The organism is Marivirga tractuosa (genome assembly GCF_042140215.1).
Taxonomy (GTDB): Bacteria; Bacteroidota; Bacteroidia; order Cytophagales; family Cyclobacteriaceae; genus Marivirga; species Marivirga tractuosa_A.
On record NZ_CP159478.1, the window covers coordinates 2,976,359 to 2,991,484 of the forward strand.

11 protein-coding genes and 2 pseudogenes are annotated in these 15,126 nt (G+C 35.6%); 8 read left to right on the forward strand and 5 right to left on the reverse strand.

All coding sequences use genetic code 11. The features are described from left to right. Nucleotides 1-97: 97 nt before the first annotated feature. The 8 genes and pseudogenes from ABWH96_RS13480 to ABWH96_RS13515 all read left to right on the forward strand — a co-directional run bounded on the left by ABWH96_RS13480 (nucleotide 98) and on the right by ABWH96_RS13515 (nucleotide 7,526). Nucleotides 98-757 carry an ABC transporter ATP-binding protein gene (locus ABWH96_RS13480; RefSeq protein WP_375581486.1) on the forward strand — a complete coding sequence of 220 codons (660 nt, stop codon included), beginning with the start codon at nucleotides 98-100 and terminating at the stop codon, nucleotides 755-757. 259 nt (nucleotides 758-1,016) lie between these two features. Next, nucleotides 1,017-1,994: a PorP/SprF family type IX secretion system membrane protein gene (locus tag ABWH96_RS13485; RefSeq protein ID WP_375578048.1), complete on the forward strand. Its 978-nt coding sequence runs from the start codon at nucleotides 1,017-1,019 to the stop codon at nucleotides 1,992-1,994. Between the two features lie 285 nt (nucleotides 1,995-2,279). Beyond that, nucleotides 2,280-3,480: pseudogene (locus ABWH96_RS13490) on the forward strand (acetyl-CoA C-acyltransferase). Between the two features lie 5 nt (nucleotides 3,481-3,485). Then, nucleotides 3,486-3,731, forward strand: coding sequence for a hypothetical protein (locus ABWH96_RS13495; RefSeq protein WP_375578049.1), 246 nt, complete (start codon nucleotides 3,486-3,488; stop codon nucleotides 3,729-3,731). Nucleotides 3,732-3,791: 60 nt separating this feature from the next. Beyond that, nucleotides 3,792-4,586, forward strand: a complete 795-nt coding sequence (locus tag ABWH96_RS13500) for a thymidylate synthase (RefSeq protein ID WP_375578050.1) — start codon at nucleotides 3,792-3,794, stop codon at nucleotides 4,584-4,586. A gap of 11 nt (nucleotides 4,587-4,597) precedes the next feature. Continuing rightward, on the forward strand, nucleotides 4,598-5,683 hold the full coding sequence (locus tag ABWH96_RS13505) for an acyloxyacyl hydrolase (protein ID WP_375578051.1): 1,086 nt from the start codon (nucleotides 4,598-4,600) through the stop codon (nucleotides 5,681-5,683). After that, entirely contained in the window at nucleotides 5,671-6,423 is a 753-nt protein-coding gene (locus ABWH96_RS13510; RefSeq protein WP_375578052.1) for a GIN domain-containing protein, read from the forward strand. Before ABWH96_RS13505 ends, ABWH96_RS13510 begins: the two co-directional genes overlap by 13 nt. Nucleotides 6,424-6,428: 5 nt before the next feature. After that, nucleotides 6,429-7,526, forward strand: a complete 1,098-nt coding sequence (locus ABWH96_RS13515; RefSeq protein ID WP_375578053.1) for an alanine racemase — start codon at nucleotides 6,429-6,431, stop codon at nucleotides 7,524-7,526. Nucleotides 7,527-7,693: 167 nt separating this feature from the next. Here the strand turns inward: ABWH96_RS13515 and ABWH96_RS13520 are convergent, their stop codons facing one another. The 5 genes and pseudogenes from ABWH96_RS13520 to katG all read right to left on the reverse strand — a co-directional run bounded on the left by ABWH96_RS13520 (nucleotide 7,694) and on the right by katG (nucleotide 14,621). Continuing rightward, entirely contained in the window at nucleotides 7,694-8,992 is a 1,299-nt protein-coding gene (locus ABWH96_RS13520; RefSeq protein ID WP_375578054.1) for an amidohydrolase, read from the reverse strand. A gap of 273 nt (nucleotides 8,993-9,265) precedes the next feature. Beyond that, the gene (gene yaaA, locus ABWH96_RS13525; RefSeq protein ID WP_375578055.1) at nucleotides 9,266-10,033 is read right to left on the reverse strand and encodes a peroxide stress protein YaaA; all 768 of its coding nucleotides are present in this window, start codon (nucleotides 10,031-10,033) and stop codon (nucleotides 9,266-9,268) included. Between the two features lie 231 nt (nucleotides 10,034-10,264). Further along, nucleotides 10,265-10,657, reverse strand: coding sequence for an acyl-CoA thioesterase (locus tag ABWH96_RS13530; protein ID WP_375578056.1), 393 nt, complete (start codon nucleotides 10,655-10,657; stop codon nucleotides 10,265-10,267). Then, nucleotides 10,654-12,240 (reverse strand): alpha-amylase family glycosyl hydrolase, encoded by a 1,587-nt coding sequence (locus tag ABWH96_RS13535; protein WP_375578057.1) that lies wholly within the window; start codon nucleotides 12,238-12,240, stop codon nucleotides 10,654-10,656. The genes ABWH96_RS13530 and ABWH96_RS13535 overlap by 4 nt, the downstream gene beginning before the upstream one ends. 171 nt (nucleotides 12,241-12,411) lie before the next feature. Further along, nucleotides 12,412-14,621 (reverse strand): annotated as a pseudogene (gene katG, locus ABWH96_RS13540) (catalase/peroxidase HPI). Between the last annotated feature and the right edge of the window lie 505 nt (nucleotides 14,622-15,126).

A 15,126-nucleotide genomic window follows, 5' to 3' on the forward strand; every position in this document is an offset into this window, starting at 1 on the left:
AGAGAATGACAGTAATATAGATATTTAATAATAGATTCCAGATATTTCAACTTTCATATTTCATATTTCACCTTTTCATTATCTTTGAGCCATGAGCATATTGAGAGCTAAAAATATTCAAAAGCATTACGGTGATCTAAAAGTTTTAGATGGCATTGATTTTCAGTTGGATGCCGCTAAGATCAGTGCAATTGTAGGCCCTAGTGGAGCTGGAAAAAGTACTTTATTGCATATATTAGGAACTCTAGACCAAGCCGACAGTGGCGAGCTATTTTTTAATGATAAAGATATCAGTCAACTAAAAGGAAGCCGACTATCCAGTTTCAGAAACAGTGCGATTGGCTTTATCTTTCAATTTCATAACCTATTGCCTGAGTTTACAGCCGAGGAAAATATTCTAATTCCAGCCTACATTTCCAAAAAAGACGAAAAAGCATCTTTGGAAAGAGCAAAAGAATTAATGAAGATTTTGGGCATAGAAGAAAGATCTCATCACAAACCAGGTCAGCTCAGTGGTGGTGAACAACAAAGAGTAGCCGTAGCCAGAGCCTTAATGAATAACCCTTCCATTGTATTTGCGGATGAGCCAAGTGGAAATTTAGATTCCAAAAATGCCGAAGAGCTCCATTCCTTATTCCTAAAATTAAGAGATGAATTAGGTCAAGCCTTTATAATAGTGACCCACAATAAAGAATTAGCAGCCCTTTCTGATGAAAGACATGAGATGAAGGATGGGAAACTGGGTAGATTGGATTAAGTTAGCAAGTTTTCAATTTGACATGTTGGCAAGTTGAGAGATGCATAATTTTCTAGATACTAGCTACTTGATACTCTATACTAGCAAGTTAGAAGTCAGAAGCTCGAAGTTTTTGGCTTGTCTATTGTCAACTGTCTTTTGTCTACTTCATCTAGGTTCTTCTAAGTATTTCCCCTAGCTGGAAATTCCGTTTTCTGCTGATTTATAGGATGATGATGTCCCCCATATTTGTAATATCATTCATCAAAATGAAATCATCATGAAACAATTATTCATCATTCCAGCGATCTTGGCAATTCTGCTAAGCTTTAATATGGAATCAAAGGGACAAGACGTTTATTTTTCTCAATTCTATGCTAATCCTATTTATTTAAATAGCGCATTAGCAGGTTCTGAAGGAAATCCAAGATTAACTTTGGCTCATAGGCAACAATGGAGCAACCTCCAAGCTTATAATGCTTCCTATTTTTCATTTGACACACCTCTTGGTAAACAATCTGGTTTAGCCATTCATGCATTAAATGATCAGCAAATGGATGGCGTTATCAATAACAATGCAATTGGTACTACATTATCTCACCGAATTGAATTAAATAATAGAGCTGTAATTGGTGGTGGAATTACTTTGAATTATTTTCAAAAATCATTTGACTGGAATAAATTAACTTTTGAAGATCAAATGAGAGCAGGAAGCAGCAATCGTTATCCTACTGCTGAAAGATTTGGTCAATCCAGAACCAATATGGTAGATGTTGGGGTTGGATTTGTTTATGCTGCTGAAAACTTGATTGCAGGATTAAATGTTTCCCACATCAATACCCCTAAAGAAAGATTCAATCCGGAATCAGATGCCGTATTACCTAGTAGATACACAGCCCATATAGCTTATCGATTCCAAAAATACGCATACAGTAAGGAAGCCTATTCCATTACACCATCTATTGTATATGAAAATCAAGCTGGTAATGATTATTTAAATCTCGGAGGATATTGGAATAATAACTTTTTGACTTTAGGTACTTGGTACAGAGTAAAGCATGCCATGGTTTTTACAATTGGACTTTCCTACCAACAATTCAATTTAGGCTATAGCTACGACCACAGTTTACAAAATGCTCAGATAAATTATGGTGCTACCAATGAATTTACTTTATCTTACAGGTTTCAATGGAAAGGAAAAGACCCGAGCAAAAACTACAAAGGGAAATGTCCTGATTTGTATAAAAGCTTAAGGTAAAGCAATGTATAATAGATCAGCATAAGGTTTAATTTGGTACATATTTCATAAGTACCTTTTAAACATCTCAATAAATGCCTAATAGGCACTATTTAAAATATTTGAGGAGTGATGACCTCAAATGATGGATGATGATGAATAGGGCGGATTGCAAATGCAATCTGCCCTTTCTGTTTTAAAGCGTAACAGAAACAAAAAACCATAAACAAGATTAACATTTTGCTCTGCCATTTTCAGCTTGAATTTAAAAAGCTTAATTTCGCTTTTATAAAATTTATGGAAATGATTAATACCGCATACATAGTAGATATAGCAAGAACTCCTGTTGGAAAATTCGGAGGCACTTTAAGCAGCGTAAGACCCGATGATTTAGCTGCTCATATTATTAAAAGCATATTAGAAAGACAGCCTGATTTTGACAAATCACTTTTGGAAGATGTGATTTTTGGGGCTGCCAACCAAGCCGGTGAAGATAACAGAAATGTAGCCCGTATGGCTGGATTAATGGCTGGTTTACCGATTGAAGTTGGCGGAATTACTGTTAATAGATTATGTGCTTCAGGTTTACAATCCATAATGGATGCTAGTCGCGCAACCATGTTGGGTGATGGAGAAGCTTTTATTGCAGGCGGTGTTGAAAGCATGACTAGAGCTCCTTTTGTGATGGCTAAAGCAGAAACTGCTTACTCTAGGAAACCAGAAGTTTATGACACCACCATTGGTTGGAGATTTATAAATCCAAAATTAGCAGAAATGCACTATCCATTCGCTATGGGAGAAACAGCTGAGAATGTGGCTGAAAAATGGAAAATAAGCAGAGAAGCTCAAGATGAATTTGCTCATAACTCGCAGCTGAAATATGATGCTGCTCATAAAGCAGGAAAATTCAATAATGAATTGGTTCCAGTTTCTATCCCTCAAAGAAAAACAGATGATATCATTTTCGATAAAGATGAGCATCCAAGGCTTTCTTCTATCGAAAAATTAGGTTCTCTTAAACCTGCTTTCAAAAAAGATGGCTCTGTGACAGCAGGAAACGCCAGTGGAGTAAATGATGGATCAGCAGCTAGCTTAATAGTGAATGAAGAAACCTTAAAGAAATTCAATTTAAAGCCGATGGCTCGAGTTGTAAGCATGGCTATTGCGGGTGTAGGTCACTGAAACCATGGGGATTGGGCATGTACCAGCTACTAGAAAAGCATTGAAAAGAGCTGGTTTGAAAGTTGCAGATTTAGATTTAATTGAGCTGAATGAAGCCTTTGCTTCACAATCGATTGCCTGTATTCAGGATCTTGATTTAAATCCTGAAATAATCAATGTGAATGGTGGCTCTATAGCCATTGGTCATCCATTGGGCGCAAGTGGGACAAGAATATCAGCCACTCTTTTACATGAAATGCAAAAAAGAGAAAATGTAAAATATGGTTTGGCTACCATGTGTGTTGGTGTTGGGCAAGGCGCAGCAATTATTTATGAAAAACTTTAAAAAAAATGGATTTAGAAAAAGCGAAAAGATTTTCAGCATTTATATATTACTTACCAGCAATCATTATAATAATGGGCAGATTACCCATTCCAGAAATTGCTTTTATTGCTTTACCTATACCTTATTACGCTGTTTTTTATTATCTATATACTAAAACTGAAAAATCAGAGCGAAATAGAATAGAATTTGCGCGCTTAGCATTAGTGACAATTGCTCACATAGTATTATATTATATGATGTTTCATGGATAGTATTTTTCCAATTATTAACTTTAAATTTAATTTCCTTTAGGACAATAAAATCATAGCAAGATGAAGCAGTATCATGAATTAATGAAGCATATTTTAGACAATGGCGTTCAAAAAGGTGACAGAACGGGGACTGGCACAATTAGTGTTTTCGGCTATCAAATGCGATTTGATCTATCTGAAGGGTTTCCGGTTGTGACAACAAAAAAGCTACATTTAAGGTCTATCATTCATGAATTGCTTTGGTTTTTGAAAGGGGAAACCAATATCAAATATTTAAAAGATAACGGTGTTTCCATTTGGGATGAATGGGCAGATGAAAATGGTGAGTTAGGGCCAGTATATGGTTCTCAATGGAGAAATTGGCCTACACCTGAAGGGCAACATATTGACCAGATAAGCCAAATAATTGATCAGATTAAAAACACACCTAATTCGAGAAGAATAATGGTAAGTGCATGGAATGTAGCAGATGTTCCGAATATGGCTTTGCCTCCTTGTCATGCATTATTTCAATTCTATGTAGCAGATGGTAAATTAAGTTGTCAGCTTTATCAGCGTTCCGCAGATGTGTTTTTAGGAGTACCATTCAATATTGCATCTTATGCTTTATTGACCATGATGGTAGCACAGGTTTGTGATTTAGAGCCAGGCGAATTCATCCATACATTTGGTGATGCCCATCTTTATTCCAATCATTTGGAACAAACTCAATTGCAACTATCAAGAGAGCATTATCCTCTTCCTAAAATGAAAATCAATCCTGAAGTGAAAAACATTTTTGATTTCAAATTTGAGGATTTTGAATTAGTTGATTATCAATACCACCCTCATATAAAAGCTCCTGTTGCGGTTTAAATTAAAAAGATTTGAAAAAGATTAGTCTTGCAATTATTTTCCTGTTTTTAAGCCTATCTGGTTATGCTCAGCAATATGATTGGTTTTTAAATGGGCAAGCCATAAAAGGATTTATTTTAAAGCATAATGAACATGTTGGGCATTTGGCTAACTCCCATCCTAAAGGTATTGAGTTGAGTTTACAGCAGAAATTAAATGGTAAACGGGAATGGGAAAATTTATATAAAAAGCCTTTAGTGAGCTATGGTTTATCTTATTACAATTTACAAAATCCGAAATTAGGGCATTTGATAATAGGCTCAGTAGCCATGGATCTGCCCCTGAAAAGAACTGAAAACACTGCTTTGTACTTCCGAATCGGAACAGGTTTAGTTTACAGCACAAATCCTTATGATAGGGAAACCAATAATCAAAATAACATGGTGACAAGCACCATAACTTACTTATTGCAAACTCGCTTAACCTATGAAATCAAATTAAATGAGCAAATTAGCTTAACACCAAATTTAAATATTACACATGCGAGTAATGGTGCGCAGAGGGCTCCTAACAGAGGTGTTAATATAGTTACAGCTAACATGGGAATGTCCTATAAAATCAAAAGCCAAGAAGAAAAGGAAATAAGGGATATTACTCCATTGGACAAGACCCCGTATCAAGTATATTTATTGTTGACTGGTGGGAGAAATACACGTACTTTACAAGTAAGAGAACCATTACCCTTCTTTAATTTACTTTTATATGGTCAAAAATATGTAAATCCTAAAAGTGATTGGGGCGTTGGACTAGAATATTTTCACAGCTATTCTTTAAAAGAACAAATAGCAACCAATTGGTACCGATTATTTGATGAAGAGGAAATCACTGACTTCAGAAGGTTAGGACTATTGATTGGGCACGAGTTAAAATTTGGTAAACTAGGCTTTATCACTCAAGTAGGTGTATATATTTACAACCCAAGCAAATCGAATATGCCTGTTTATCAGCGTTTCGGATTGCGTTATCAATTTCATGAAAACATTATGGCACAAGTTGCATTAAAAACTCATGCCGCAACAGCAGAACAAGCAGAAATAGGATTTGGATGGAGGTTCTAAATAAAAATATAAAATGTATCTTTTTACTATTGGCTTCTTTTTCTTATCAGGCTTGTGATTCAGAAGATGCCTTCGATTGCATTAAAAAATCAGGAGAAGAAACCACAGTCATAATTGATGATTTTCCAGATTTCGCTGAATTATTAATCCATGATGATATAGAATTGGAAATAGTGGAAAACGATGAGGAATATTTTGAACTGACTTATGGGAAAAACCTGATTCCAAAAATTGTTATGGATCATGAAAATGACTCACTGAGCTTCTTTAATCAAAACTTTTGCGGTTGGACCCGTGATTTTGAAAAACCAAAATTAAAATGGTTTACTGATAAAAGCACAATAAGAGTAAACTGCCTTAGTAATGGTGAGATTACTTCTGCTGATACAATTAGAAATGATTTTGTAATTCGTATTCAAAGCGCCACTAATGAAGTAAATCTGAAAATCAATAATAACAACACCAGTCTTTTAAGCAATTCATCTACATATTTTAATGTAGCAGGTAAATGTAATGGTTTACGAATTGCAGCCTATTTCAATGATGGAAAATATGATTGCGGTGATTTAATAAGTAATAGAGCCAATGTATTACAAAGAGGATATAATGATATAATTGTAAATGTAAAAGATAGCCTGATTGGCAATATAGAAAATGCAGGAAGAATCCTGTATAAAGGAAATCCTGGAGTAGATGTAGCCGTTAGTAATGGAGGAGAACTCATTCATTTGGATCAATAACAGTTATGAATATCACGAAACCTACCTTATTAATAGATGAAAATATTGTTCGCAAAAACATAAAGCGAATGACTGAAAGAGCTAAAAGGTTCAATTGTGAACTACGTCCTCATTTTAAAACTCATCAATCACAAAGGATAGGAGAATGGTTTAGAGATTATGAGATTGACAAATGCGCAGTATCCTCATTAGAAATGGCCAAGTATTTTTTTAATGCTGGTTGGGTAGATATAACTGTTGCATTTCCTCTGAATATTTTAGAACACACCACGGTTAATGACTTAGCTGGAAAAATAAAATTAAACTTATGCGTTGAATCCATTGAAACAGTTAAAGCTTTAAATGATTTTTTGGAGCACCCGGTTGGTGTATTCTTAAAAATAGATGCAGGTTATCATAGAACTGGGCTTGCTGCTGAAAATTATGCTGAAATACAATCTATTCTTGAAGCTTTAGAAAGCAATCATCTTATTACAATCAAAGGCTTTTTACAACATGCCGGTCATACATACGGAGCAAAAGGAAAGGCTGAAATTGATGAGATTCATGCCTATACAACCGAAAAAATGATCAAACTGAAGGATTATTTCATAAAGAAATATCCTGATATCATTATTTCAAATGGCGATACTCCAACTTGTAGCGTTTCCGAAAATTTTGAGCATATTGACGAAATGCGTCCTGGAAATTTCGTTTTTTATGACGTAATGCAAGCGGAAATCAGTTCTTGTCAATATGAAGATATTGGAGTTGCCATGTCTTGTCCGGTGGTAGCAAAACATGCAGATAGAAATGAAGTGATTGTTTATGGGGGTGCAGTACATTTCTCTAAAGACAGGATAGAAAAAGACGGCAAAACCATTTATGGATTAATAGCTGAGGAAAAAGAAAATGGATGGGGAGATCCTATTTCAGGTTGGTATGTTAAAAAACTATCTCAGGAACATGGCACTATCCATGTTCCTGATGAAGCTTTTGATCAAATTAAAATTGGTGATCTACTTTATATTCTTCCAATTCATTCTTGCCTCACTGGCAATTTAATGAGTAAATATTATACGCTGGATGGAGAGGAGATTGAGATGTTTAGATACAATAGTTAGAAATTGGAAGCTCAAAGTTGGAAGTCCCAGTACCTCCGGTCTGACGGTTTTCCACCGTCTGACCGATAAATGAAACCGCAAGAACTAAAGATTAGCGAATAGACGGTTCTAACCGTCAAACCGCACTCAATATTCCTCGTGTAGCCATTTTGGGGCAAATAATCCAACTACTCTGCCTCCATATAATCCAAAGTCAAATTAATAAAAGCTTTTACTCCTGTTATCATTCCACTTTCGTCTATATAAAAATCAGGTGTATGATGTCCTCCTAAAGCTTGTCCTTCCACTTCTGTTTCAGGTTTCCCACCTATGAAGAAATATAAGCCAGGGATTTCGTTCTGGAAATAAGAAAAATCTTCCGCTCCAGTAATAGCTTTCATTAAATGCAATTTTTCTTCGCCTACTGTTTTTTGCAAGGAAGATACCATTTTATTGGTCAAATCAATGTCATTATAAGTTAAAGGAGCATTTTCTACTATTTCCACTTCCGCAGTTGCTCCTGCTATTTCTGCAATATTAGTTGCAGTTAATTTAATCTTTTCATGAATCATTTCCCTCATACTTTCATCTAATGTTCTGATCGTTCCTTCCAACATGGCTGATTCAGGTATGATATTAAAACGATTACCCCCTTGCATAATTCCTACAGTCACTACAGCTGCCTCTTTGGTTAATTCTGAATTTCTTGAAACAATGTATTGCAGACTATTGATGATTTGAGCAGAAACCGCAATGGGATCAACGCTAGCCCAAGGAGTAGAACCATGTGCTTGCTTACCTTTGATATTGATGGTAAATCTATCAGAAGCCGCCATAATGCCTTCTGTTTTGTATTTGATATGCCCAACTGTGGTTCCAGCATTGATATGCAAACCAAAAATAGCTTCCACATCAGGATTTTTCAACACACCCTCTTCTACCATCATTTTAGCTCCTCCCCTTTCTCCTGCTGGAACTCCTTCCTCAGCAGGTTGAAATATAAATTTGATAGTACCCGGAATGTCTTCTTTCATTTCACTAAAAACTTCGGCAACTCCCATCATGATTGCAATGTGGGTATCATGACCACAAGCATGCATTACGCCTGTTTCCTGACCATTATATTCAGTTACCACTTCAGATTTGAAAGGCAAATCATTTCGCTCTGTTACAGGCAATGCATCAATATCGGCTCTTAAACCTACAACTGGACCTGGTTTTCCTCCTTTTAAAATAGCCACCACTCCGGTATGTGCAATGCCAGTTTCCACCTCTAAGCCTAAGCCTTTCAAGTGCTCCGCAATTTTCTCAGCAGTTTTAAATTCCCTGTTAGATAATTCAGGATTTTCATGAAAATGCCTTCTCCACTCAATTACCTTTTCTTCAATATCTTCTGCTTTTTCCAAAGCAATTTTGTGTAAATCCTGTGAGAAGGAAAGTGAAGGAACAATAAATAAGGCAATTAGAATTGTATATAGCTTTTTCATAGAGTTTAAATTTTATTCAGACTTAAATATATTGAAATAATTTAAAGAATTAGAGGAAGAATTAACAACCTAAAAACAAACTTTAAAATAGGCAAAAAAATAAAATTAAGTCCTATGATCTATGGTTAGCTATTCGCATACATTAGATTGCTTCGTTCCTCGCAATGACGGTTATTACTATCAATATCAGTTAATAACAAACTCTGATTAATTTTATCGTCATTGCGAATCCCTTTAGGGTGAAGCAATCTTAAGCTCGCACTAGCATTTAATTCAACCTCTTTTAAAAGCCAACTTTGCTTCATTAGAATTCTCTGCATCAAAAGAGTATCCATCCAAGTCAAAGCCTTTTAAATCCTCCACTTTCTCGATTTGATTTTTGACAATATAGCGAGCCATTAAGCCTCTTGCCTTTTTGGCAAAAAATGAAACTATTTTATACTTTCCGTTATTGAAATCCTTAAACTCAATATCGATAATTTGGAAATCCTTCTTTAATTCTTTCTTGTTGACAGATTTGAAATATTCATTGGAAGCTAAGTTTACCAATATTTTATCTCCCTGAGATTTAATATCTTTCTTAAGTTGCTCGGTAATTTTATCTCCCCAAAACTCATACAAATTATTGCCTTTGTCTGTTTCGAGTTTAGTGCCCATTTCCAATCTGTAAGGCTGGATTAAATCCAATGGTCTGAGTAAACCATACAAACCAGATAAAATTCGGATATGCTGTTGGGCATAATCATGTTCTTCCTGAGTGAAATCCTCTGCTTCCATGCCTTGGTAAACATCGCCCTGAAAAGCTAAGACTGCTTGTTTGGCATATTTTGGAGTACGCTTTTTGAAATTATCGTAGCGCTCCACATTCAATTGTGCTAATTTATCACTAATCCTCATCAGCTCTTGAACCTCTTCTTCCGATTTGGTTTTAAGAACCTCAATTAGATGGTTAGTTTCCTCATTAAAACGTGTTTTTGTACTCCTTAAATCAAATTGTTTCTCAAAGTCCAGACTTTTAGCCGGTGACAATATTGCAATCATAGTTTTTTCTTATTTTGAAATATAAACTTAGCACTTATTAAAATGTTACAAATTAGAGCCTAGAACCTAGAATCAAGACCTATTTCAATTACCCTATTTTCAACTCGAGATAAATTTCAACTGGAGACAAATCAATGGTATCTAGTATCAAGTATTATGATTTTTGATTTGCTGTTCTGACCTCTAGTACTAACCTAACTCTGTGCTTCCAGTTCCCCGCCAGCTGGCGGGCTAGGGGCTATACTTTCTTTTCATCTCCTCCGGAATCCGCTTCGGCCTCTTGCTTTTAGCATCCAATAAGCACCAAAAAGTACGAGCTTCAGCTTTGGTTTGATCTGTTTCCGAATTGAATATTCTGGTCATCCTTTCAGATTTTACGCCTTCCATCGAAGCCACCCAAGTTTCAGCCACAATCTTTTCTTCTGGTGTAATCTCCTTTTTATAATCTATTTCGTGCCTTAAAGCGACCCATAAATTAATTTTATCATCGTCCTGACCGGATATATGCTTCCAATGAGCTTCTGCAACATCCTGAACCCATTGCAAATAAACCACATTATTGACATGTCCCATAGCATCAAAAGCGGAGGCTTTGGGTTCTATTTTGAGTTGGAATTTATTCATTTGAAAATGATTGAAGTATTCGCTTTAAGATTCCCATTCTCCAAATTTCCCTCACCAAAAACAATTTCTTTTGGAGTAACTTTTAAAGCTTGTGATTTGGATGATAAATTATGGATTACATGCAACTTTTCTTCTCCTAAAACCCGAGTAAATGCCAATAGATTAGCATTTTGATTATCAAATTGCTCAATTCCTCCTTTTGTCAGGATTTCATTGTGATTTCTCAATTGAATCCACTTTTCATAGTGATTGAATAATGAATTAGGATTATCTATTTGCTGGCTTAATGGATTTACCGTTTTATCCAAAGTAAATTCAGGATCCATCCAAGTCGTTCTCAAACTATCACTTTCAGCATCAGCCCATAAAAAAGGCTCTCTGATATTCGGGTCGGGCTTTTTGCCTAACATGCCGATTTCTTCACCATAATAAATATAAGGCGTTCCAGGCAAAGTCAATAAAATAGAAGCTGCCATTTTAGCTTTTTTAACTTCTCCTTTAAAATTACTCATCACTCGGTTTTGATCATGATTGCTGAGAAAAATGGCATCTTGATAATCATCCGTAGCCGATTTAAAAACTTCTCTTTGTTTAATCAAACGACTTATTAAATCCTCATTTTCTAGATTCACCCATTTTGGTCCTTCAATAGTTGCCGCAACATTTTTGCCTTGAATAACAGATTGCTGAATGCTACCCGCTAAATCGAAATTAAATAAAGCTGGCAATCCTTTTGCAAACTCCTTAACAATCTCAGATGAAGCCCAAACCTCTCCTACTAAATAAACATCAGGCTTAATTTTTCGCATTTCATCTCTGTACTTTTGCCAAAATTCATAGGAATCTTTTAATCTATCATCTGGAAAGATATGTTTGGCAGCATCTAATCGAAATCCATCAACTCCTATATCATCCAACCAAAATTTACCGATATCATATATTTCTTGTCTCACCTTTGGATTATCGAAATTCAAATCCGGCATTCCACCCCAAAAGAAGCCGTAATAATGTTCTTCCTCCTTTTTATCATCCACTGCATGCCATTGGGTAATATTATCTGAATCCTGCGTGACTTCCTTTTTGGCAATTTGACCGGCTATGCTATCTCGATCAGCCCACACATAATAATCTCTGTATGGATTATCTTTACCTTTTTTAGCTTCTTCAAACCATGGATGATAAGCTGCAGTATGATTGATGATCATATCAATCACCACTTTGATATTTCGTTTATGTGCCTCTGCAAGAAAGGTTTTAAAATCGTCCATAGTCCCATAATCAGGATGGATGGCTTTGTAATCCGTGACATCATATTTATGATAACTAAGGGAAGGCATAATGGGCATCAGCCAAACTGCAGAAACTCCTAGTTCTTCCAAATAATCCAGTTTTTGAGTTGCTCCCTTGAAATCCCCTATTCCATCTCCATTACCATCTGCCCAAGATTGAATGAAAATTTCATAAGCTACCCCATCAGGAAAATCTGCTATTGATTTACTCTCATTTTCTTTCATTTCTTGAGGATTACAGGCATTTAAGATTAGTAAAAAGATAAGATATAAAAAGCTATTAATGGGTTTCATAAAAAGTGTAATAAAAAATGTGATTTGAGTATTTCTTAAAATGTAAAAATAACTTTTATTCAATACTAGTCATATTAAACAACTATCATTTTTTCCTTTTTATAATGAGTAATTAAACAAAAAAAGACAACTCATATGGGTTGTCTTTTTAATATTATTAAACCTTTATTATTATTTCAAATCGAATCTATCTAAGTTCATCACTTTATCCCATGCTTTAACGAAATCCTTTACAAATTTCTCTTTAGCATCGTTTTGAGCGTAAACTTCAGATATCGCTCTCAATTGAGAATTAGAACCAAATACTAAATCTACTCTAGTCCCAGTCCATTTAACGTCTCCACTATTTCTGTCTTTACCTTCAAAAATATCATCTTCCTTTGCAGGCGCCCAAGTGGTATTGATATCGGTAATATTCACAAAGAAATCATTCGTTAATTTACCAGGGCTATTAGTTAAAACACCATGCTTAGAGTTATTATAATTTGCATCTAAAGCTCTTAGCCCTCCAACTAAAACAGTCATTTCAGGAGCACTTAACTCTAATAATTGTGCTTTATCGATCAACATTTCCTCATCTGGAACTATGAATGCCGCTCTTCTATAGTTTCTGAATCCATCAGCTTCTGGCTTCAACCATTCGAATGAATCAGCATCCGTTAATTCCTGAGTTGTGTCAGCTCTACCTGGTGTGAAAGGAACTTCCACCTTATGACCAGCATCTTTTGCTGCTTTCTCAACTGCTGCACAACCTCCTAAGACAATTAAATCAGCCAAAGAAACTTTCTTGTTTCCAGATTGAGCATCATTGAATTTATTCTGAATATCGGTAAGCGCATTCAATACTTTAGATAATTGAGCCGGCTGATTTACTTCCCAATCTTTTTGAGGTGTCAATGCTATTCTAGCACCATTTGCTCCACCTTTTTTGTCAGAACCTCTGAAAGTGGAAGCAGAAGACCATGCAGTATATACCAATTCAGAAACAGAAAGACCTGTTTCTAAAATCTGAGCTTTTAATTCTTTTACATCCCCATCATTGATTATTTCATAATCAACTGCAGGAATTGGATCTTGCCAATCTAAATCTTCTTCTGGAACTTCTGACCCTAAATATCTTACTTTAGGCCCCATATCTCTATGTGTTAATTTAAACCAGGCTCTTGCAAATGCATCTGCAAATTCTTCTGGGTTTTTATGAAAATGCTCGCATATTTTGCGATAATCAGGGTCTACTTTCATGGCCATATCAGCAGTAGACATCATAATACCTACCTTCATGGAAGCATCTTCTGCGTCAGGTGCTTTATCTTTATCTGCCAAATTCTTAGGTACCCATTGATGTGCACCAGCAGGACTTTTTGATAACTCCCAATCATAACCGAAAAGAACATCAAAATAACTCATATCCCATTGGGTTGGAGTTGGAGTCCATGCACCTTCCAAGCCACTAGTAATAGTGTCTCTACCTTTACCACTCTTATGACTGCTAATCCAGCCTAAGCCCATTTGCTCCATTGGCGCTGCCTCTGGCTCTGGACCTACTAATGCAGCGTCACCTGCACCATGAGTTTTACCAAATGTATGACCACCAGCAGTTAATGCCGCTGTTTCATAATCATTCATGGCCATTCGTTTAAAAGTCTCACGGATATCGTGAGCAGATTTCTGTGGATCAGGATTCCCATGGCAGATTCAGGATTAACATAAATCAACCCCATTTGAACAGCAGCTAAAGGATTTTCTAAATCTCTTTCACCTGTATAGCGGTTATTTCCTAACCAGGTTTCTTCTGCTCCCCAGTAAATATCTTCTTCTGGCTGGAAAATGTCTTCACGTCCACCACCAAAACCGAAAGTTTTGAATCCCATTGATTCAAGTGCAACATTTCCAGTTAATATAAACAAATCTGCCCATGAAACGCTATTTCCATATTTTTGCTTGATAGGCCAAAGTAATCTTCTAGCCTTGTCTAAATTACCATTATCAGGCCAGCTGTTAATGGGTGCAAATCTTTGATTACCTGTTCCTGCACCACCACGACCGTCACCAGTTCTATATGTTCCGGCACTATGCCAGGCCATTCTGATCATAAATGGTCCATAATGACCGTAGTCAGCTGGCCACCAATCTTGAGAAGTTGTTAATACCTTTTCAATATCTTTCTTAAGCTCTGGTAGATTTACCTTTTTAAATGCCTCAGCATAATCAAAATCTTCTCCTAATGGATTTGACTTTGAAGAATGTTGATGTAGAATTCCCAAATTTAATTGGTTTGGCCACCAATCTTTGTTTAAAGTACCATTCCCGCCTATTTTAGTATTTCCACCATGCATTACGGGGCACTTTCCTACATCTCCGAGATTATTCATATGTTCCATAATAATTTTGTTTTAGTTATAGTTGTAATATACGATTTACCTTTCGATTATTTTTATCTATATTATTTATGATATTATAGATAATACCAATACTTAATAATTCTTGAATTCTTATAATTTAGAGAATTATTCTAAAATTTAAAAGCAATGATTACAGAAGTGGTAAATTCAATTTATGAACCTATGAAATAAGTTATTGTTTTAATGTAGAATATTATAAACCTGAGTTCGATTCTAATTTAGGATTCAGACCGCCGTATAAATAGTGAGTTTCAACTAAAAATTCTGAAGCAATAGCTGGCTATTGTAAAGAATTTTTAGGAAGAAAATCGGTGTTTAGAGGTGGAATAGGAAAAGCTTTTCCATATAATCCAATATACTGAGTTGTCTTCCCTCGATATAGCTTGCTATATCTTCTAAAAGACGCCTTGTCTATTGAATGGATGCCAGCCATAGGCTGGTCACCCCTTGGGTGAAAAATCTGAATTTACAAATTAGAGTCGAA